The organism is Zavarzinia sp., from assembly GCF_041650655.1.
GTDB lineage: Bacteria > Pseudomonadota > Alphaproteobacteria > Zavarziniales > Zavarziniaceae > Zavarzinia.
The window spans coordinates 1-20458 of sequence record NZ_JBAZKR010000002.1; the positions used below are offsets into that span (position 1 = coordinate 1).

Annotated in this window: 20 protein-coding genes and 1 tRNA gene; 10 read left to right on the top strand and 11 right to left on the bottom strand. The window is 70.0% G+C overall.

Features of this window, described 5'->3' with window-relative positions:
- From WC493_RS00510 to tsaE, 9 genes are all read right to left on the bottom strand, one after another.
- Nucleotides 1-681, bottom strand: a 681-nt coding sequence (locus WC493_RS00510; protein WP_373061389.1) for an alpha/beta fold hydrolase, incomplete at its 3' end; no start/stop codon positions are given.
- 16 nt (nucleotides 682-697) lie between these two features.
- A tRNA-Gly gene (locus WC493_RS00515) sits at nucleotides 698-772 on the bottom strand.
- 60 nt (nucleotides 773-832) lie between these two features.
- Nucleotides 833-1285 carry a hypothetical protein gene (locus WC493_RS00520; RefSeq protein ID WP_373061391.1) on the bottom strand — a complete coding sequence of 151 codons (453 nt, stop codon included), beginning with the start codon at nucleotides 1283-1285 and terminating at the stop codon, nucleotides 833-835.
- Nucleotides 1286-1400: 115 nt separating this feature from the next.
- Nucleotides 1401-1721 (bottom strand): thioredoxin TrxA, encoded by a 321-nt coding sequence (gene trxA, locus WC493_RS00525; protein WP_373061393.1) that lies wholly within the window; start codon nucleotides 1719-1721, stop codon nucleotides 1401-1403.
- Nucleotides 1722-1789: 68 nt separating this feature from the next.
- Nucleotides 1790-5206, bottom strand: a complete 3417-nt coding sequence (gene addA / locus WC493_RS00530) for a double-strand break repair helicase AddA (RefSeq protein WP_373061396.1) — start codon at nucleotides 5204-5206, stop codon at nucleotides 1790-1792.
- Complete coding sequence (gene addB / locus WC493_RS00535) at nucleotides 5203-8178, bottom strand: double-strand break repair protein AddB (protein WP_373061398.1); 2976 nt, start codon at nucleotides 8176-8178, stop codon at nucleotides 5203-5205. The genes addA and addB overlap by 4 nt, the downstream gene beginning before the upstream one ends.
- Nucleotides 8162-8893: a nucleotidyltransferase family protein gene (locus WC493_RS00540; RefSeq protein WP_373061400.1), complete on the bottom strand. Its 732-nt coding sequence runs from the start codon at nucleotides 8891-8893 to the stop codon at nucleotides 8162-8164. Before WC493_RS00540 ends, addB begins: the two co-directional genes overlap by 17 nt.
- Nucleotides 8890-9936, bottom strand: a complete 1047-nt coding sequence (locus WC493_RS00545; protein ID WP_373061402.1) for an aminoglycoside phosphotransferase family protein — start codon at nucleotides 9934-9936, stop codon at nucleotides 8890-8892. The genes WC493_RS00540 and WC493_RS00545 overlap by 4 nt, the downstream gene beginning before the upstream one ends.
- Entirely contained in the window at nucleotides 9933-10517 is a 585-nt protein-coding gene (gene tsaE, locus WC493_RS00550) for a tRNA (adenosine(37)-N6)-threonylcarbamoyltransferase complex ATPase subunit type 1 TsaE (protein WP_373061404.1), read from the bottom strand. The genes WC493_RS00545 and tsaE overlap by 4 nt, the downstream gene beginning before the upstream one ends.
- A gap of 157 nt (nucleotides 10518-10674) precedes the next feature.
- On the opposite strand from tsaE, the gene WC493_RS00555 reads away from it, so the two are divergent.
- Together WC493_RS00555 and WC493_RS00560 are read left to right on the top strand one after the other, a co-directional pair.
- Nucleotides 10675-11697 (top strand): NAD(P)/FAD-dependent oxidoreductase, encoded by a 1023-nt coding sequence (locus tag WC493_RS00555; protein ID WP_373061406.1) that lies wholly within the window; start codon nucleotides 10675-10677, stop codon nucleotides 11695-11697.
- Between the two features lie 4 nt (nucleotides 11698-11701).
- On the top strand, nucleotides 11702-12028 hold the full coding sequence (locus WC493_RS00560) for a YnfA family protein (protein ID WP_373061408.1): 327 nt from the start codon (nucleotides 11702-11704) through the stop codon (nucleotides 12026-12028).
- Here WC493_RS00560 and WC493_RS00565 read toward each other — a convergent pair whose 3' ends face one another.
- Nucleotides 12029-12544 (bottom strand): heme-binding protein, encoded by a 516-nt coding sequence (locus WC493_RS00565; RefSeq protein WP_373061410.1) that lies wholly within the window; start codon nucleotides 12542-12544, stop codon nucleotides 12029-12031.
- An 83-nt stretch (nucleotides 12545-12627) separates the two neighbouring features.
- The gene (locus WC493_RS00570) at nucleotides 12628-13251 is read right to left on the bottom strand and encodes an ABATE domain-containing protein (protein ID WP_373061412.1); all 624 of its coding nucleotides are present in this window, start codon (nucleotides 13249-13251) and stop codon (nucleotides 12628-12630) included.
- A gap of 148 nt (nucleotides 13252-13399) precedes the next feature.
- Here WC493_RS00570 and WC493_RS00575 point away from each other — a divergent pair, with 148 nt between their 5' ends.
- The 8 genes from WC493_RS00575 (at nucleotide 13400) to WC493_RS00610 (ending at nucleotide 20435) form a co-directional block, all read left to right on the top strand.
- Nucleotides 13400-14353, top strand: coding sequence for an alpha/beta fold hydrolase (locus WC493_RS00575; protein WP_373061414.1), 954 nt, complete (start codon nucleotides 13400-13402; stop codon nucleotides 14351-14353).
- Nucleotides 14354-14618: 265 nt separating this feature from the next.
- Nucleotides 14619-16424 carry a nif-specific transcriptional activator NifA gene (gene nifA / locus WC493_RS00580; RefSeq protein ID WP_373061416.1) on the top strand — a complete coding sequence of 602 codons (1806 nt, stop codon included), beginning with the start codon at nucleotides 14619-14621 and terminating at the stop codon, nucleotides 16422-16424.
- 170 nt (nucleotides 16425-16594) lie between these two features.
- Complete coding sequence (nifB, locus tag WC493_RS00585; RefSeq protein ID WP_373061418.1) at nucleotides 16595-18073, top strand: nitrogenase cofactor biosynthesis protein NifB; 1479 nt, start codon at nucleotides 16595-16597, stop codon at nucleotides 18071-18073.
- A gap of 24 nt (nucleotides 18074-18097) precedes the next feature.
- A complete protein-coding gene (locus WC493_RS00590; RefSeq protein WP_373061420.1) occupies nucleotides 18098-18292 on the top strand; it encodes a 4Fe-4S dicluster domain-containing protein in 195 nt (64 codons plus the stop codon).
- A 24-nt stretch (nucleotides 18293-18316) separates the two neighbouring features.
- Nucleotides 18317-19096 carry a 4Fe4S-binding leucine-rich repeat protein gene (locus WC493_RS00595; protein ID WP_373061422.1) on the top strand — a complete coding sequence of 260 codons (780 nt, stop codon included), beginning with the start codon at nucleotides 18317-18319 and terminating at the stop codon, nucleotides 19094-19096.
- On the top strand, nucleotides 19080-19370 hold the full coding sequence (locus WC493_RS00600; protein ID WP_373061424.1) for a nitrogen fixation protein NifZ: 291 nt from the start codon (nucleotides 19080-19082) through the stop codon (nucleotides 19368-19370). Before WC493_RS00595 ends, WC493_RS00600 begins: the two co-directional genes overlap by 17 nt.
- Entirely contained in the window at nucleotides 19367-19579 is a 213-nt protein-coding gene (gene nifT / locus WC493_RS00605) for a putative nitrogen fixation protein NifT (protein ID WP_373061426.1), read from the top strand. Before WC493_RS00600 ends, nifT begins: the two co-directional genes overlap by 4 nt.
- 4 nt (nucleotides 19580-19583) lie before the next feature.
- Nucleotides 19584-20435 carry an SIR2 family protein gene (locus tag WC493_RS00610; RefSeq protein WP_373061428.1) on the top strand — a complete coding sequence of 284 codons (852 nt, stop codon included), beginning with the start codon at nucleotides 19584-19586 and terminating at the stop codon, nucleotides 20433-20435.
- The last annotated feature ends 23 nt before the right edge of the window (nucleotides 20436-20458 follow it).

A 20458-nucleotide genomic window follows, 5' to 3' on the forward strand; every position in this document is an offset into this window, starting at 1 on the left:
AGTGGCGGAGCAGGCGGCAGGTCTCCTCCGGCTTTTCGAGCGGCGGCAGGTGGCCGCAGTCGCAGAAGACGTGATAGGTCGAGCCCGCAATGCCGCGGTGGAGCGCCAGGGCTTCGGTCGGCGGCGTGATGCGGTCGCCGTCGCCGACCGCGACCAGGGTGGGCACCGCGATCGCGGCAGCAGGGGACGCGAATCGACCCGGCCCAGAATCGCCTGCAACTGGTGCCGATAGGCTTCGACCCCGACCTTTTCCGCCATTTCCATCACCGTCCGGCCGACCGGCCCGTCGACATGGGAAGCATGCACCAACTCGGGCAGGAAGCGCCGGGTGACGCCGACGAAACGGCCGATCTTCAGGCTCATGAGCCCGGCCTTGCGGCGCTTCGCCTGCTCCGGCCCGTCGAGCCCGGCCGAGGTGTCGAACAGGGCCAGGCGGCGCACCCGCTCGGGCGCCCGGCGCAGGATCTCGAAGGCGACATAGCCGCCCATGGAAAGCGCGGCCAGGGCGAAATCGCCCTCCACCGTGGCGAGCGCCCGCTCGGCCATGGCGGCGATCGTCGCATCCTGCGTCAGGTCGGCGATACGGGCATCGGCGATATCGGCCAGCGCCGTGGCCTGACCCCGCCACAGCCGCTCGTCACAGAGCAGCCCGGGCAGGAAAAGAAGGGGAATACGGCTCACGGCGGTTCCGGCGAATTGGAGCGGGTGATGGGAATCGAACCCACGACACTCAGCTTGGGAAGCTGATGTTCTACCTCTGAACTACACCCGCGCCGGGAGCAGGCGACGTTCTTAGCAACGATGCGCCCGCCCGTCAAAGTCAAACGAAGGATCATGGCGGCCCGGCTTCGAGCCGCCAGTCGCCCAGGAGTTCCGCGACCCGCGGATCCAGGGCCAGGATGGCGTCCGCGACGGCAAAGGCTTCGCCGGCCAGGCTCGTCCCGATCACTTCGTCGCGGCGGAGCGCCCGGCCGACCAGGGAACTCGCCGAAACGGGCCGGCCGGCCGCGTCGATCACCATCATGGCGGGGCCGGTCTCGAGCCGCCGGTAGGCGAGAGCGAGGGCGACCCGTCCCGCCGCCGTCGCCCCCTCGCCCCAGCCGCCGAGGATGAGATCGATGTTGGCCCCGCGATCGGCGACATGGCCTTCGGTCCAATGGACGAAATAGGCCGCGGCAGCCCGGCCGTCGACGAAGGCATGGCCCCGGACGATGCGCGAACGCCGCCCGCAGCAATCGCATACGGCGCCATCTTCGGCACCCGTCGGCTCGACGGTCACGGACATGGCGGTCTGCCTCGGGGCTTCCCCATGCCCCCGGCCCGTCCCCCCGGTTGGAGCGAGGGACGCCAAGCAAACGAAAGGCCCCGGCCGGCGGCCGGGGCCTTCGGGCGATCCTGGATCAGAGGGAGTTGTTGATCCACTCGACGATCTTGCCCTTGGGCAGGGCGCCGACCTTGGTCGCCGCCACCTTGCCGTCGCGGAACAGCATCAGGGTGGGGATGCCGCGCACGCCGTAGCGGGCCGGGGTGCCCGGGTTTTCGTCGATGTTGATCTTGGTGATGGTGACCTGGCCGCCCAGTTCCTCGGCGATTTCTTCGAGGCTCGGGCCGATCTGCTTGCAGGGGCCGCACCATTCGGCCCAGAAGTCGACGACCACGGGGCCGGGGGCGCCGAGGACGTCGGTCGCAAAGGAGCTGTCGGTCACCTTCTTGGTGGGCATGGTTCAGGGTACCTTTCGTGGCGGCGGGACATTTCGCCCTGCAGCATGAGATCACTCGGTCGGTAAATCTAGGTAGCCCCGGGGGGAGCGTCAACAGGGCGGGAGACGCCGGGCAGGTCTGCCAGACATGCGTCGAGCGCTGCGCCCGGGATCGGCATCAGGCGCGGCGTCTCGGTCCAGAGCAGGGCCGCCTCGACCGGGCGCCCGGGATAGAGCCGGGCGACCGCCGCCCGGTAGAGCGCCAACTGGCGGAGATAGCCGGGTGCCACCGCCCGCCAGTCGGCCGGCGAGGGCCGGTCGGTCTTGAAATCGACGATCAGCACCCGGTCTTCCAGCACCGCCAGACGGTCGATCTGGCCGAGCACGGTTTCTTCGCCCAGCACGGCGGCGATCGGCACTTCCGGCCGGCTGCCTGGGCCGAAGACCGGGGCAAAGGCGGGATCGGCCAGCACCGCCAGCGTCTCCGCCGCCAGGGCCGCCTGGCCGTCCGGTCCCAGGTCTTCACCGCGCAAGGCCAGGAAGCGCGCCGCCGCCCCGGCCCGGGCTTCCGCCGCCACTTCGGGCAGGAGTTCGAGCAGGCGGTGGACGAGGCGCCCGCGCAGGAAACGCGCCGTCCCCCCGAGGGCGAGCGGACTCGCCACCCCGAGGTCGGCATCGGCGAGGCGGGACGGGCTCAGGGGATCGGACGGCCGGCGCTCGACCGGGGCCGGGCGGGCGGCCCAGTCGGGCAAGGCCCGGGCGGCGACCGCCCCTTCCGCCGCCGCTTCCTGCTCGGCCACCGGGGCTTCCTGCGGACTCGCCAGGCGAAGCACCGGGGTGCCGTCGGACAGGACCGCTTCCGTGGCCTCCGCCGGGAAGGCGGCGGCCACGAGATCGTACCAGGAGCCGGCCTGATGCGCCTGTTCGGCCCGGCCGGCGCGCCAGCCGCAGACGATCAGCCGGTCCTCCGCCCGCGTCAGGGCGACATAGAGGAGGCGGCGATATTCGGCCAGTCCCGCTTCCGCCACGGTCTGGCGAAGGTCGGCCACCGCGGGCAGGGCCATGGCCCCGGCGACGGCCCAGACCGGCAGGCCGCCCGGGGTCCAGAACAGGGATTCGCGGGGCGCCGGCACGCCCGTGGTATCGGGCAGCAGGACGATCGGCGCCTGCAGGCCCTTGGCGGCATGAACGGTGAGGATGCGAAGCTCGTCCCGGCCGCGGTCGAGGTCGCGCTTCAGTTCGATCTCGCCGGTCGCGACTGCCTGGAGGAAGCCTTGCAGCGAGGGCGCGTGATCCGACTCGTGGCGAAGGGCGAGGGAGAGAAATTCCTCGACCGGTTCGGCCGCCTGGGGACCGAGACGGCCGAGCAGGCGCCGCCGCCCGCCGTGACGATCGAGCAGCCGGGCGAAGAAATCATAGGGGGCGACGTAATCGGCGCGTTCCAGCACTTCGGCCAGGAAGCCGTGGGCGGCGGCGAAATCCGCCCGCTCGCCCGCCCTGGCGCGCAGCGCCCGCCACAGGCTCCAATTCTCGGCACGGGATGCCGCGAGTTCCAGCAGCGCTCCCTCGGCGAGGCCGACGAAGGGACCCTTGAGGACACAGGCCAGCGTCAGGTCGTCGTCCGGCAGCAGGGCGAAACGGCCGACCGCCATCAGGTCCTTGACGCCGAGCTGGTCCGCCAATGCCATGCGGTCGCTGCCGGCGACGGGCACGCCGCGCGCCTTGCAGGCCCGGGTCAGGGCGTCGACGAAGGGGGTGCGGCGGCGGACCAGCACCATGATGTCGCCGGGCCGGATCGGCCGCCCGCGCGAGGGCAGGATGTCGCGCCGGCCGAGCCAGGCGGCGGTCTCGCCCGCGATCCGCTCGGCCAGTGCAGTCTGGGCACTGCGCCCGCGGGCGGCGCTGCGCATTGCGGCCCAGGCTTCGCCTTCCTCCGCCGTTTCGCCCTCTTCGACCGGCCAGAGTTCGATCAGGCCGGCGCCACCCTTGCGATGGGCGGCATGGGCCAGCACGCCGTCCTCGACCACGCCGGGCTTCGCCGGGTCCTGCGCGAAGACGGCATCGACCAGGCCGAGCACGAGCGGCACCGAGCGGAAGGAGAGATCCAGCTCGACCGGGCGGAACTGCTTGCCGGCGGCTGCCGCGGCCAGGGCGACGCGGCGGCGTTCCTCGCCGAAGACGGCGGGTGCCGCGCCCTGGAAGGAATAGATCGACTGTTTGACGTCACCCACGGCGAAGACGGTGCGGTGCCGTTCCCCGGCGCTCTGGCCGGCGAAGAATTCCTCGGTCAGGGCACGCACCAGTTCCCACTGCGCGGGGCTGGTGTCCTGCGCCTCGTCGATCAGCAGATGGTCGATGCCGCCGTCGAGCTTGTAGAGGACCCAGGCCGCGGCCGCCCCCTTGGTCAGGAGGTCGCGCGCCTTCAGCACCATGTCGTCATAATCGACCGCGCGGCGCCGCGCCTTGGCTTCGGCGTAACGCCCCAGGATCGCGGCGCCCAAGGTGAGCAGGGCGGCGGAGGCGGCATGGACATCGGCCGTGGTCGCCTCGATGCGCAGCTTGGCCAGGAGATCGGCTTCGTCCGCCATCCAGGCCGCCTCGCGCGGGAAGCGGGCAGCCAATTTCACCGTCATCGGATTCTTACGCGGGAGCCCCTTGTCGGTCAGGAAAATCGCGACATAGCTGTCGAAATCGCCGCCGGCGACAAAGGCGGCCAGGGCTGCCGCCGCCTTGGCGTCGGTCATCGTCCCCTGAGCCAGCGCCGCCGCGACGTCTCGGAGTGCCGCGGGCGACGCCCGGCGGCGGGCGGCGAAGGCGTCATAGACGGCGGCCCCGCCGCCGACGTCTTCCGGCCCGCGGCCGAGCGCCAGGGCGAGATCGCCCAGGTAACGCGGCAGGGTCGCCGGCCCCAGATCCTCCGGCAGACGGGTGCGGCCGCCGACGAAGCCCGACACCATGGCATCGAAAGTCTCGTCCGAGGCGATGGACGACAGGCGTTCCACCGAAGCCTTCAGGGCGGGATCGGCGGCGCGCAGCACTTCGGCCGTCGCCTCGGCCAGGAGTTCGGCGGCACCCGCCTCGTCCAGTGCGGTGAAGCGCGGCGCCAGGCCGACCTCGACCGGGAAACGGCCCAGCAGCGACTGACAGAAGGAATGGATGGTCTGGATGCGGAGTCCCCCCGGCGCCTCCAGCACGCGGGCGAAGAGGCGGCGCGCCGCCACCATGGTCTCGACTTCCGGCGGCTCGCCGGTCAGCCGGGCCAGGGCGTCGAACAGGCGGGCGTCGGGCGCCACCGCCCAATCGGCCAGGCGGGCCTGGATGCGGTTGGCCATTTCGGCCGCCGCCGCCTTGGTATAGGTCAGGCACAGGATGCGTTCCGGCGCCGCCCCCGCCAGCAGCAGGCGCAGCACCCGGTTGGTCAGCACATGGGTCTTGCCCGTGCCGGCCGAGGCCGAGACCCAGGCCGAGGCGGCGGGATCGGCGGCGCTGGATTGGGCCGCGGTCATGCCTCGCCCTCCTCGCCCCATTCGCCGACCCGGGCGAGATGGTCGTAGTCCCCGAAGCCGGCGCGCTTCGGGTTGGGCTTGGCCAGATAGGGCTGGTCGGGATCGGCATAGGCGGCGAGCAGGCGGACGGCGCCTTCGACCGCGCCGTCGGCGAGCGTCATGGCGTCACCCTCGCCGATCGTCTTCACCTCGCCCGCCGGTTTGCCGCCGGTCAGGCGCCAGACTTCGATGGCGCCGACCGAGGACGGGCCGACCTCGGCGAAGCCGCCGCGCGCCAGGATCGCCGCTTCGAGCGGCAATTGCGGGCGATAGCCGCGCTCCATGTCGGGTTTGGTCGGCGGCCGGCCCGTCTTGTAATCGATCACGACCGTACTGCCGTCCGGGCGGCGGTCGATGCGGTCGGCCCGCGCCGTGATCACATGGTCGCGCCCGCCGGCGGCAAGCGGCATTTCGCCTTCCGTCTCGACCGCCAGGGGGGCGAAGCCTTCGGCCCGGCGCGCCGCCTCTATCCCCAGGAACCAGCGCGCCACGCCGAGGAAGCGCGGCCACCAGAAGCTCTGCACCGCCGGCTGGTCGTCGTAACGCCGGAAGACCTCGCGCCCGAGGGCGGTCAGGCGTTCCAAGGCGTCGTCCGGCAGCGAGCCGGGGCCGGTTTCGCGCACGAAGGCGTCGAGCACTTCGTGGATGATGTTGCCGCGGTCGCGCGCCCCCGGCGCCTCGTCGATCGGGGCGAGCGGCTTCAGGCGCAGGATCCGCTTGGCATAGAGGGCATAGGGATCGCGCACCAGCCCTTCCATGTCCGAGACGGAGAAACTGGTCGGGCGGAGTTCGACCGGCGGGCGGGGCGCCGGCTCGGGCCAGGGGGCGCCTTCCGGCGGGTCGAGCGACAAGGCCCAGGCGGGCGCAGGGCCTGCCTGCCAGCGCCCCTCGCCCACCAGGGCGTCGAGCCGGCGGAGCCAGCGCGACAGCACGGTCGGCGACAGGTCGACCTTGGCCGCCCGGGTCAGCACCACCCGGGGCGCCGCCGCCAGGGTGACGAAATCATGGGCCGCCTGGCCGAGCCGGCGCTCGACCGGGGGCAGCCCGAGCTTTTCTCGCATGGCACGCGAGGCCCAGGGATCGGCCGGCGGTTCGGCCGGCCAGGTGGTTTCGTTGAGACCGCCCAGGATCACCAGGTCGGCCGCTTCGAGACGCGCCTCTTGCGGGCCCAGAATGCGCAGCCGCGGATGCCGGCCCCAGCGCGGGCGGACCGCGACGCCGGCCGCCAATTGCTCGAACAGGCCCGGATAGTCCCGCGGGGCGAGTTCGGCCATGGCGGGGGCTGCCGCCAGCATTTCCTGCATCAGGCCGGCGGCGGCCTCGCCCGCCTCGCCGCGCCAGAGGATTTCGGCACCGGGCGCTGCCGGCCCGTCGGCCAGGGCCTCAGTGGCTTGGACATGGGCGGCCGCGATCGCCGCGAGATCGCCGCCCGCCGCCAGCGCGGCCGCCAGCGGTGCCGTCGCGCGGTCCAGGCGGTCGACCAGATCGGCCAATTCCTCGTCCTTCGCCGCCGCGAGATCGCGCAGGGCGGCGAGGCCGGCGGCCGGCCGCGGCCCGCGCAACAGCTTGCGTTCCAGCCGGCGCAGACGGCGCAGCATCTCGGCCCGCTCGAGCCCCAGGGTGGCGAAGGGGTGCTTCAGGCAGGCGAGCAGATCGAGCGGCGTGAAACGCCCCGCGACCATGTCGACGGCATGGCGGAGGAAGGCCCCCGGCACGGTGGCGCCCAGGCTGGTGCCGGCGCTGTCGTCGACCTCGACCTCCCAACGGGTCAATTCGGCGGCGACGCGACGCGCCAGGTTGCGGTCCGGCGTCACCAGCATGGCGGTCGCCGCCGGGGTTTCCAGCACTTCGCGCATCAGGAGGGCGATGGCACGGGCTTCGGCCGGGCTGTCGGCGGCATCGATGCGGAAAAGGCCGGCGAGCGCGCCGTCGAGATCGAGGCTGCGGCGGCTGGCCGACCAGCGCTCGGTGGTCGCCGCCGGTGCCATCGCTTCGGCGAGCAGGGCGGCGCGCGCATCGGGCGGGGGCACCGGCCCGCCGTCCGGCCAGAGGCCGACATCGGCGCGGTCGGCCCTGATGCGTGCCAGAAGCTCGCGCAGCATCCATTGCGGATGGCCCGGTTCCAGCGCCGCCCAATCGCCGTCATCCATGGCGAGGTCGAGGCCGGGCAGTACCACCGCCCCCTTGGGCAGGCGGGCGACCACCGCCATCAGATGCGCAGTGGCCGGGATCGAGCCGGTGGAACCGGCGACGATCACCGGATGGGAGGGCGGCGTCCGGCGCCAGGCTTCGGCCTGGGCGAGCAGGAGCTGGTTGCGCCGGGCCGCCGGGTCCATGGCACCATGGGCATCGCGGATCACCGGCCAATAGTCGCGCGCCGCGATCTTCAGGAAATCCAGCGTGACCTGCCAATGGCTGGCCAGCGCATCCGGCACGACGTGATCGAGGGCGGACCAATCGATGCCCTCGGTCTCCATCTCGTCGATCAGCCGGGCCAGCTCCTGGGCATGGGCCAGCGCCGCCCCGGCATCCGCCGCCTCGCCCCGCGCCCGCCACCAGCCCATGACCAGGCGGGCGAGCAGGAATTTCCGGGTCAGCGGCTCGATCGCCGGCGGCAGCTCCAGGGCGCCGGTCTCGGCCGTCAGGGCCAGTTCTTCCTCGTCCGCGTCGCCGAGCGGGCGGAGGCGGGGCAGCAACACCGCCTTGCCGGCGGAGCGGCGCAGGAAGGCTTCGCGGAGCGAGCGGGCGGCGCGCCTGGTCGGCACCAGGATCAGGCTCGCGGCGAGTTCCAGGGGATCGCCCCCTGCCCGCGCCAGCAGGGCCTCCGCCACGGCATCGACGAAGGAAGTGCCGGCCGGAATCGTGAACAGCGCCGGCCGGCCGGTGACCGGCGCCAGATCGGCGAGGCGAAGCCCTTCAGCCGAGGTCGGCAAGGGCGCGCTCCGCCTCGCCGATGGCGGCGATGGTGCCGACATGGAGGAACTGCCCGTCGAGCCGGAGGCCGTAGAGCCGGTCGGCCTCGATCGCCCGGTCCCACAGGAGATTGAGCGAGAAAGGTCCGTCCGGCAGGTCGTGGAAACTCGCCGGGTTCATGACGGCGCAGCCGGCATAGACGAAGGGTGCCACCTGGCTCTCGGGCCGGCGGGTCAGGCGGCCGTCCGCCGCCATCAGGAAGTCGCCGAGCCCTTCGAGGCCTACCGTGCCGATGGTCGGCGCCAGCAGGAGAAGGGCGTCCATCGTCGCGGGATCGAAGCTGCGGATCAGGTCGGCGATCGGATCGCGCATCCCTTGGCGCCACAAGGTATCGGCATTGCAGACCAGGAAGGGCTTGTCGCCCAGCAGGGGCAGGGCCTTGGCCGTGCCGCCGCCGGTTTCGAGCAGGAGCCCGCTCTCGTCCGAAATCTCGGTCGCCGGCCCCATGCCGGCGGCGCGGCGGAGCAACAGGCGGGCGGCGATCTGGTCGCCCAGGTGGTGGGTATTGACGACGGCGCGGGCGATGCCGGCGGCGGCCAGGCGGTCGAGCAGGCGATCGAGCAGGCTCCGCCCCGCGACCTCGACCAGCGGTTTCGGGATGCGGTCGGTCAGGGGGCGCATGCGGAGCCCCTTGCCGGCGGCCAGCACCATGGCGGTGTCGATGGCCGCGCTCATGCCGCGAAGGTCCGGATGCCGGCGCGCAGGTCCTCGCCCGGAAGATAATGGTCGTACCAGGCGCGCAGATTGCCCAGCAGGGGATGGCGCAGGTCACGCTCCAGATGACGCCAGACCCGCGGCAGATAATCGAGGTAGCGGGGCTTGCCGTCGCGCTTCCAGAGGCGGACGAAGACGCCGGCGATGCGGCTGTTCCGCTGCGCCCCGAGGATCGCATAGGCGGCCTCGAAGGCGGCGGCATCGAAGCGGGGATCGACCCTGGCCGCCCCCTTGGCATAGCGCGCCTTCAGCTCGGCGCCGAGGGCGGGGTCGACGTCGCGCCGCGCATCCTCGATCAGGGAGACCAGGTCATAGGCGGGGGAACCCAGGGTGGCGTCCTGGAAATCGAGCAGGCCGACCCGCGCCGCGCCCTTCCTTCCTGGCAGCCAGAGCAGGTTGTCGGCGTGATAGTCGCGCAGCATCAAGGTCTCGCGCTCGCGCGGCAGGCGGCGCCAGAGATCGGCCCAGATCGCCCGGAAAGCCTCGCCCGCCTCGGGCTCCAGGCCCATGCGAAGGGCGGGGACATGCCAGTCGAGCACCAGCGAGGGGCCGAAGGCGAAAGTCTTGGCGTCATAGGCGGCCGGGCGGTGCGCGGTACCGTCGACGAAGCGGGTGGTGCCCGGCGCCGGTGCGCCCCGCAGCTCGATCAACACGTCGACCGCCGCTTCGTAGAGTGCCTCGGTCTTGGCCGGATCGGCGGCCAGGACCGTGGTATAGCTGTCGTCGCCCAGGTCTTCGAGCAGCAGGAAGCCGCGGGCGATGTCGGCCGCCAGCACTTGAGGCGCCGAGAGGCCGATGCGGGTCAGGTGGCGGTCGATGCCGACGAAGGGGCGCACGTCCTCCTTGGGCGGGGGCGCATCCATCAGGACGGCGCTGCGGCCGTCCGGCTTTTCCACCCGCTCGTAGCGGCGGAACGAGGCATCGCCGGCGAGCGGCCGGCGCGCGGCATCGCCCCAACCGATGGAGCCCAGGAAATCGGCGATCGCCGCATTACGGTCAGTCATTCGGAAGATCCGGCAATCGAAAGTCCGGCGAGGCGCCGGCTCCAGGAACCATGGCCGATCAGTTCGGCCCTGCGGGCGGAGCCCGCTTCGAGAGAAGAAGGCAGGGCGGAGCCCGCTTCGAGAGAAGAAGGCAGGGCGGAGCCCGCTTCGGGAGAAGAAGGCGGGGCAGAGCCCGCCTCGGGAGAAGAAGGCGGGGCGGAGCCCGCGGTGAGCGTAAGTGTCACGTCCAGCCGATCGGCCGGCAGGCGGGAACCCAGCCGGTCCGGCCATTCGACCAGCACGATGCCGTCGTCCAACGCCGCGTCGAAACCCAATTCGTCGAGTTCCGACGGATCCTCGATCCGGTAGAGGTCGAAATGGGCGACGGGGCCGAGGTCGGTATCATAGGGCTGGACCAGGGCGAAGGTCGGGCTCGGCACGTCTTCCACGACCCCGGCAGCGCGCAGGAAGGCGCGCGCCAGTTCCGTCTTGCCGGCACCGAGATCACCTCGGAGCGCGATACAATCCCCCGGCCTCGCCAGGCGGGCGAGCCGGGCCGCCAGCGCGGCCGTCCCATCGAGGTCGGGCAAGTCGATCTGCACGCGAGAGGGGTCCGAATCCGGGTGTCGGCGGAAGATGGCGGACTTTAGCCTTTCGCCCCCAGGGGCCGCAACCCGGGGGCGCGAATTCGGGGGTGCTTGAATCCACGGGCGCATGGGGCCATGGTGGCGGCCCTGCTGGCAGTGGAGTGGTCAACGCATGTCCGAGATCCTGGCAACCGACGTCGCCATCATCGGGGCCGGCCCGGTCGGGCTCTTCGCGGTTTTCGAGGCGGGCATGCTGGGCCTGAAGTCCGTGGTCGTCGATGCACTCGATGCGCTCGGCGGGCAATGCACGGCCCTCTATCCCGAAAAGCCGATCTACGACATTCCGGCGCATCCCGCGATCGACGGCCAGACCCTGATCGACAAGCTGGAAGCCCAGGCCGCGCCCTTCGCGCCCTATTACCTGCTCGATCAGCAGGTCACCCATCTCGAACCGATCGACGGCGGCCGTTTCCGCCTGAAGACGAGCAAGGGTGCCACGGTCGAGGCCGGTGCCGTGATCGTGGCCGCCGGCTGCGGCGCCTTCGGGCCGAACCGCCCGCCGCTCGACAACCTGTCGCTCTACGAGAGCACCAAGGGGGTCCAATATCTGGTCCGCCGGCGCGAGGATTTCCGCGACAAGAAGGTGGTGATCGCCGGCGGCGGCGACAGTGCCGTGGATTGGGCGCTGAGCCTGGTCGAAGTGGCCGAGAGTGTCGCCCTGGTGCATCGCCGGCCGAAGTTCCGCGCCGCTCCCGAATCGCTCCGCCAGCTCGACGACCTCGCCAAGGCGGGGGCGGTCGATCTCGTGGTGCCCTATCAGCTCGACGGGTTGCAGGGGACTTACGGCAAGTTGACCGGGGTCCGCGTCGCCACCCTCGAAGGCGAGAAGAAGGTTCTGCCGGCCGATGTCCTGCTGCCCTTCTACGGCCTCGCCATGACCCTCGGCCCGATCGCCGACTGGGGTCTCGGGCTCGACGAGGCGCGGATCGCGGTCGAGCAGCGGAACTGCGCCACCAATATCCCCGGCGTCTTCGCCGTGGGCGACATCGCCACCTATCCCGGCAAGCTGAAGCTCATCCTTTCGGGTTTCGCCGAGGCGGCGACGGCGGCCCATGCGGCGCAGGCCCATATCTACCCGGACAAACTCGTGCATTTCGAATATTCGACCTCGCGCGGCGTGCCCGGCGCAGCCTGAGCCGGTGGCCGGGCTCAGCCTCTTCGTCCTGGCCGCGGCCTGCGAGATCGCCGGCTGCTTCGCCTTCTGGGCCTGGGCACGGCTCGGCCAGTCACCGCTCTGGCTGCTGCCCGGGCTCGCCTGCCTGATCGCCTTCGCCTGGCTGCTGACCAGGGTGGAGGCCGATTTCGCCGGCCGTGCCTATGCCGCCTATGGCGGGATCTATATCTGCGCCTCGCTCGCCTGGCTCTGGCTCGTCGAAGAGACGCGGCCCGATCGGTTCGATCTCACCGGCGCCGCCCTCTGCCTCGCGGGCAGCGCCGTCATCCTGTTCGGGCCGCGCGGCGCCTGATCAGATCCGATCCCTGATCGCCGCGAGGCCGGCCGCCGCGCAGGCTTCGTCCTTGTCGCCGCCGGGGGCGCCGCCGACGCCGATCGCCGCGATGATCTCGTCACCCGACTTGACGGCGACGCCGCCCGCGAGCGCCAGCACATCCGGCAGCGAGGTCAGCGCCGGGCCGTTCGGGCTCCTGGCCACCAGGGCCGCGAAAGCGCCGCTCGTATCGAATTTGAAGATCGGGCCGAGGGTCACCACCGTATAGGCCTTGCGGAAGCTCGAATCCTTGGTGTGGATCGTGCTGTGGTCGCCCTTGGCCTGCAGCTTGACGACACCCGACTGATCGACCACCGAAACCGAGACATTGTAGCCCGACGCCTCGCAAGCCTTGATCGCCGCCTGGGCCGCTTCGATCGCCAGCGCCAGCGGCAGGCTCCGCCCGCTCAAGGCGACCTGGGCCGGCGCCGGACTGATGCCCGCAGCGAGGGAAAGGGCCGCCGCCAGCGCCCCGCACGTCTTCTTGCCGATCATCGCGAACCTCTCAGGTCGAAGGGAAGGGCGCTCGCGGCGCCACAAATAACCTTCAAACATATTTTTAAGAGGTTATCAATCGCCTATTCGCACATGGGCGTCGCGCGCTGGCGGGCGCGGTGGGCGCTCGCCTTGGCACGGTTGCCGCAGGCCGCCATGGAACACCAGCGGCGGCCATGGCTCTTCGACGTGTCGTAGAACCAGAGGGTGCAGCCCTGGCCCTCGCAGTGACGGACCAGCGTCATGTCACGCCGGGTCAGCAACTCCGCCATGGCGGCGGCGAGCGGGATCAGCAGGGCGTCCGGCGTCTCGAAACGGCGGATTTCGGCGAGCGCCAGACGGTCGCCCGACGCCTCGACCCGGCGGTACAGGCGGTCCCGCTCCAGGAGCCCGTTGACCGGGCCGAGTTCGGCCAGGGCCGCGGCCTCCAGCGGGCGACCGGCATGGGCGGCGACGAAGCCGCGGAACCATTCGCGAAGCCCGCGCGCCCGGGCCGCGACGAGATCCAGCTCGTCCAGCACGGCGCCGGCCCGGAAACGTGCGATCTCCGCAGCCGGCACGGCACCCGAAGCGGCGAGCCAGTCCAGCAGGTCGGCGCCATCGGCCAGCCATTCGACCGGCAGGTCGACCGGTGTCGCGATCGAATTGAGGAAATCCAGGGCGAGGTCGTCGCCGATGAAGAAGGGGGCAGGACGGCCGGCGGCCATGAGCGAATCTCCCGCGATCGGCGGTCGGGCCGACAGGAATTAGATAACCGTAATTTTTTCGGTTTACAAGTTATCCAAAGCGCGATAACCGTCTTTATGCCGATTAAACGGTTACCATTTGACACCCGGACCCGAAAGGCCCCCTCCCATGCGCCGCTTCATCCTGGCCGCCGTCGCCACGGCCGCCTTCGCCCCCGTCGCCGACGCCGGCGTCAAACCGCACGCCGCTGCCGCCGTACCGGCGCCGACCTATCACACGGTCGCGGTCGACGACGTGAAGCTGTTCTACCGCGAGGCCGGCGATCCCAAGGCCCCGACCGTCCTGCTGCTGCACGGCTTCCCGACCTCGTCGCATATGTTCCGCGACCTGATCCCGGCCCTGGCCGACCGCTATCACGTGATCGCGCCGGACCTGCCGGGTTTCGGCCGCACCGAGGCGCCGGGCCGTGACGCCTTCGCCTATACATTCGACCACCTGGCCCAGGTGACCGAGCATTTCACCGAGGCGCTGAAGCTCGAGCACTATGCCCTCTATGTCTTCGACTACGGCGCCCCCGTGGGCTTCCGCCTGGCGCTGAGCCATCCCGAGCGGATCACGGCGATCGTCTCGCAGAACGGCAACGCCTATCTCGAGGGTCTCAGCGAGGGCTGGAACCCGATCCAGACCTATTGGAAGGACCCCTCGCCCGCCAACCGCGAGGCGCTGCGCGCCTTCATCACGCCCGATTCCGTCGCCGGCCAGTATTCCTTCGGCGTTTCCGACAAGGAGCATCTCTCGCCCGACGCCTGGACCCTCGATTCCGCCTATCTGGCGCGGCCGGGCAACGACGAGATCCAGCTCGACCTGTTCGGCGACTATCAGAGCAACGTGGCCCTCTATCCGAAATTCCAGGACTACATCCGCACGAAGCGCCCGCCGCTGCTCGCCGTCTGGGGCAAGAACGATCCCTTCTTCCTGCCGCCGGGCGCCGAAGCCTTCAAGCGTGACCAGCCCCAGGCGGAAATCCACCTGCTCGACGCCGGCCATTTCGCGCTGGAGAGCAAGGGGCCGGAGATCGCCGCCCTGATCCACGACTTCCTCGATCGCAAGGTGGCTCGCTGACGGGTCCAGCCCAGGGCCGGCGCCACCCCCAGCCGGCCCGCCCCTCCGCCCCGTGCGGGTTTATGTCGCAGCGCAGCAATTCTTGCCCTGCAACACTGGGCGCGAAGCTCTGCATCTGGCGAATTCGACCATTGTCTTTTCTATTCCGGGGGCAGTTCGGCGTTGACCCTCGCAGTCGAAACTCCATCTAATACAAGAATGTGATCGCCTCAGATCGTGCGTGGCCTTCCTGGCGCGGGGACATGTAATGGCGAGTACCCAATCGATGTCGGGGACCGCTGCGGCGCAAAACGCCGGCGGCGAGGTGAGTGCGGCCGACGTTGCCGCCCGGCTGGCGTCCGGCGGCCAAGACTTCGACGGCCGCAGGGCCGCCATGGCCCTTTATGGCATCTACGAGATTTCCAAGCTGCTGGCGACACCGGCCCGGCTGGAGAGCAGCCTGGCCGGCGTGCTCTCCCTGCTGTCGAGTTTCCTCGACATGCGGAACGGCCTGATCGCCCTGCTCGATGATGCCGGCACGCCGGAGATCGTGGTGGGGTCGGGCTGGAGCGAGGCGACGGCCAAGCGCTATTTCGAGCGCCTGCCCGAACGGGCGATCGGCCGCATCGTGGTCACCAAGACCGCGCTGGTGGTCGAGAACGCGGCCTATGACCCGCTGTTCTCCGACCTCGACTTTTCGACCTGGGGCCCCAAGGGCCTGTCCTATTCCTTCATCGGCGTGCCGATCAAGGAACGAGACAAGGTGATCGGCACCCTGACCATCGACCGGAACTGGAGCGAGCAGCCCCATTTCCGCTATGACGAAGATGTCCGCTTCCTGACCATGGTGGCGACCCTGGTCGGCCAGCAGGTCCGCCTGCAGCGCCTGATCGCCCAGGACCGCCAGCGCCTGATCGCGGAACAGCACCGCCTGGCCAAGGTGCTGGAAGAGAACGTCCGCCCGCTCCGCCCCGTCGGCCCCGTGCCGGTCAAGGGCATCGTGGGCGACAGCCCGGCCATCCGCTCCGTCCTCGACAAGGTGCGGATCGTCGCGCGCTCGCATTCGACCGTGCTGCTCAGGGGCGAATCCGGCACCGGCAAGGAACTCTTCGCCCAGGCGCTGCACGACCTGTCGCCCCGCAAGGACGCCCCCTTTATCAAGCTGAACTGCGCCGCCTTGCCGGAGAGCGTGCTCGAATCCGAACTCTTCGGCCATGAGAAGGGCGCCTTCACCGGCGCCGTGGCGACCCGCAAGGGCCGTTTCGAACTGGCCGACGGCGGCACCCTCTTCCTCGACGAGATCGGCGAAATCTCGGCCGTGTTCCAGAGCAAGCTCCTCCGCGTGCTCCAGGAAGGCGAGTTCGAGCGGGTCGGCGGCAGCAAGACCCTGAAGGTCGACGTGCGCCTGATCGCCGCCACCAACCGCAATCTCGAAGAGGCGGTGGCCAAGGGCGAATTCCGCGCCGACCTCTATTACCGGATCAGCGTGGTGCCCCTGTTCCTGCCGCCGCTGCGCGACCGCCCGGGTGACATTCCGAAGCTGGCCAAGGAATTCCTGCGCCGCTTCAACGAAGAGAACAGTACCGAACTGGCGATCGACGACGAGGCGCTGGCGGTCCTGTCGAGCTGCTATTTCCCGGGCAATGTGCGCGAGCTCGAAAACTGTATCCGGCGCACCGCGACCCTGGCCCAGGGCCTGTCGATTTCGGCCGGCGATTTCGCCTGCCGCAACGACGGCTGCCTGTCGGCCCTTCTATGGAAGGGCCCGATCCATCAGCAGAGCGCGACCCCGGCCGGCTTCCAGCCGCTGCCGATCGCCCCGCCCGGCCTGACCAGGGCGGCGCGCCAGCGCGAGGCGGCCCCGGCCCCCACGCCCTGCGACGCCGACGCGGGCGAATGGCCTGCCGCCTGCCCCGCCCCGGGCAATTGCCCGGCCAGCCCGGCCGACGGCAAGAGCGAGAAGGAACGCCTGGTCGAAGCCATGGAGACGGCCGGCTGGGTCCAGGCCAAGGCAGCCCGCATCCTGGGCCTGACGCCGCGCCAGATGGGCTATGCCCTCCGGAAGCACGACATTCCGATCAAGCGTTTCTGAGCTTTCGTACATATCGTGTCGGAGGACCGACAAGAATGACGCCCGCGTGTCGGAGGACCGACAAGCGGGCGTCGCGCTTTCGATGATCGCCCAATCAAATCAAGGCTTTGCCGTTCTGGCACGGCGCTTGCTCTCCCAACCGTGGGGATCTCACGTGACGGAGAGAGAGCGTGGCGCAACTCATATCGCTCGGCAGCCTTACGGCTCCCACCACCGCGGAATCGATGCGCGAGGCGCTGAAGGACGGCGGCTGTTCCTCGTCGAGCTGCGGCTCGTCCGACACGGCGAACGATCTGCCGCCGGAACTGTGGGACCGGATCAAGGATCACCCCTGCTATTCCGAAGAGGCCCATCACTATTTCGCCCGGATGCATGTCGCGGTCGCTCCCGCCTGCAACATCCAGTGCAACTACTGCAATCGGAAATACGACTGCGCGAACGAGAGCCGGCCGGGCGTCGTCTCCGAGAAGCTGACCCCGGACCAGGCGCTGCGCAAGGTGATCGCGGTCGCCAACGAGGTGCCGCAATTCTCCGTCCTCGGCATCGCCGGGCCGGGTGACGCCTGCTACGACTGGCGCAAGACCAAGGCGACCTTCGAGCTGGTCTCGGGCGAAATCCCGGACGTGAAGCTGTGCATCTCGTCGAACGGGCTGGCCCTGCCCGATCACGTCGACGAGATCGCGGCCATGAACATCGATCACGTCACGCTGACCATCAACATGGTCGACCCCGAGGTGGGTACCAAGATCTACCCCTGGATCTTCTACAAGAACAAGCGCTGGACCGGAATCGACGCCGCCCGGATCCTGCACGAACGCCAGATGGAGAGCCTGGACCTGCTGGCCGCGCGCAAGATCCTGGTCAAGGTCAATTCCGTGATGATCCCGGGCATCAACGACGAGCACCTGATCGAGGTGAACCGCGTCGTGAAGGAGAAGGGCGCCTTCCTGCACAACATCATGCCGCTGATCTCCGATCCGGCGCATGGCACCCATTTCGGCCTGACCGGCCAGCGCGGCCCGACCGCGATGGAATTGAAGGCGTTGCAGGACCAACTCTCCGACGGCACCAAGCTGATGCGCCATTGCCGCCAGTGCCGGGCCGATGCGGTCGGCCTCCTGGGCGAGGACCGGGGCCAGGAATTCACCATGGACCAGGTCGGCGAAGACGTCGTCTACGATCCGAGCAAGCGCGAGGCCTACCGCGAGATCGTCGCCGTCGAGCGCGGCGAGCATGTCGCCAAGCGCAAGGAAGCCGACGCCGAACTGAAGGCCATGGGCGAGACCGGCTCGGTCCTGATCGCCGTCGCCACCAAGGGCGGCGGGCGCATCAACCAGCACTTCGGCCACGCCAAGGAATTCCAGGTCTACGAAGCCTCGGCCAAGGGCATCGAATTCATCGGCCATCGCAAGGTCGAGCAATATTGCGAAGGCGGCTGGGGCGAGGATGCCACGCTCGACGGCGTGATCGAGGCGCTGGACGGGATCGACGTCGTGCTCTGCGCCAAGATCGGCGACTGCCCGAAGGACAGCCTGACCGCCGCCGGCATCGCCGCGACCGACGACCATGCCTACGACTGGATCGAAGCCGGCATCGCCGCCTGGTATGCGGCGCGTTACGGCGTCGAACCGGCACAACTTTCCGCATAACCCCCGAAGCAACGGAGCTCAATCATGGCCTACAAGATCATCTCCTCCCAGTGCACCGGCTGCAGCGCCTGCGAATTCGAATGCCCGAATGCCGCCATCTCGATGAAGGGCGACATCTTCGTGATCAACCCGAGCAAGTGCACGGAATGCGAGGGCCAGTTCGACAGCCCGCAGTGCGCCGCCGTGTGCCCGGTGCCGAAGACCTGCGTCCCGGCCTGATCCGGACATCGCCGGTCGCCGGCCATGGACCTGCCAAGCGAGGACCTCGATTGGCTGGGACGGCCCGTCACCTGCCGGTCCTGCCCGCACGAGGCGATGCATCGCGACGGACGCTGCCGCAAGGGCAGCGCCTGCGTGCGCGACCGGCGGGCCCGGCGGGTGGAACGCTTCTTCGTCGAACACCCGGATTTGGCGGACCATTACCTGGACCATCCCTATTTCGAGGTCCGGGCGATCGCCGCCAAATACGCCAGCCTGTTCCGCCTGCCTTCCCTGCTGGCGGATCCGGAGCCGGAGGTCCGGGCGATGGCGGCGCTGCGCCTGCCCGAGACACGGGTGAGGGAACTGGCGACCGACGGCGACCGACGGGTGCGCATCGCCGTGGCCAGCCGCTTGTCCGGCAAGGCGCTGATCGCGCTCCTGGACGACGAAGATTACTACGTCCGGCTGATCGCAGTCCGGCGCATGGAACCGGCCGTCCTGGCCCTCGCCATCGCCGATCCCGAACCGGAGGTCAGGCGCTGGGTGGCGCGGCGGATAGCGCCCGAACGGCTGGCCGAAATGGCGGCCGACGAAGACCCGCTGGTCCGCCTCGAAGTGGCGGAACGGCTGGACCCCGCGCGCCTCGGCCGCTTTGCCGCCGATCCGGACCTGCGCGTGCGCTTCGCCGCGGCGGAACGGGCGGCACCGTCGGTGCTGCCCGAATTCGCCGAGGATGCCGACCCGCTGGTGCGGGAGAACGTGCAGATCCGCCTGAACCGCCTGCGTGAAACCGAGGAGGACGACGATGGGACTTGGCCGTGAGGAAGAGGTGGAGACCCGCAAGCCCCCGGTCTTCAAGCCGGGCACCAAGGTGCGCTCCACCAAATATGTGAAGAACGACGGCACTTTCGCCGGCCGTGACGTGGGCGAGATCCTGGTCCGCAAGGGCGAGGTCGGTTACGTGCGCGACATCGGCATGTTCCTCCAGCGTTACTACATCTATGCCGTCGAATATGTCGACAGCGGCATCGTCGTCGGCATGCGCGGGCGCGAATTGGCCGCCGTCGACCAACCCAGCGAAGGAGCACGCGCATGAAGGTGATGATCCGCAAGGCCGCCACGGGCCTGTCCGTCTATGTCCCCAAGAAGGACCTCGAGGAAGGCGTGGTCGAGATCGAGCGCGAGGCGCTGTGGGGCGGCTGGGTCAAGCTCGCCAACGGCTGGATCCTCGACCTGCCGGAAATGGCGGCAGACACCCGCCTGCCGATCACCGTGAACGCCAAGAAGCGCGGCGGGGAGGATTGAGGCCATGAACGCGCTGCCGCCCCTCGACATCGCCGCCGGCGAGGCCGCCCTGCCCCAGGTCGTCGCCGCCCTTCGTGCCGGCCGCCTGGCCCCCTTTGCAGGCGCCGGCGTGGCCGCCCTGGCCGCGCCCGCTGTGCCGACCTCCTATGAGGCGCTGGCCACCGCACTCGGCCGCCGGGTCGCCCTGCCGAAGCGGGCCCGCGGCAACCCTTGGGCCGCCGCGCAATATATCGAGAGCAACCGCCACCGCGCGACCCTGACCGCCCTGATGGCGGAGATCTTCGCGGCCCCGGTCGAGCCCACCGCGCTGCACCGGGCGCTGGCCGCTCTGCCGTTGCCCCTGATCGTCGACGGCTGGTACGACGGCGCCTTCCGCAAGACGCTCGAAGACCGGACCGGCTGGGGCGAGATCCAGGGCATCACGCGGGCCGGCATCGGCGAAGATCGCTGGTACCGCGCCTATGACGCCGCCGGTGCGGAAATCCCGGTCGCAGAAGCCGAGGCGTGGGAAACGCTCCTCTACAAGCCGCATGGCGGCATCGTGCCCGCGCGCAATTTCCTGGTCGCCGATTCCGACTATGTCGAAGTGCTGACCGAGATCGACATCCAGACCCCGATCCCCGATGCGGTGAAGGAACGGCGCAGCACGCTCGGCTTCCTCTTCCTCGGCTGCCGCTTCACCGACCAGCTCCTGCGCACCTATGCCCGGCAAATCCTGAAACGCTCCGCCGGGCCGCATTTCCTGGTGCTGGATGGTGCCCCCTTGAGCCGGAACGAGGTCCGCTTCCTGGCCGAACAGGCGATCGTGCCGATCGACTGCACGCTGGCGGACTTCGCCGCCGCGCTGGGGGCCTGAGAAGCGTCGACGACAGGGAGATT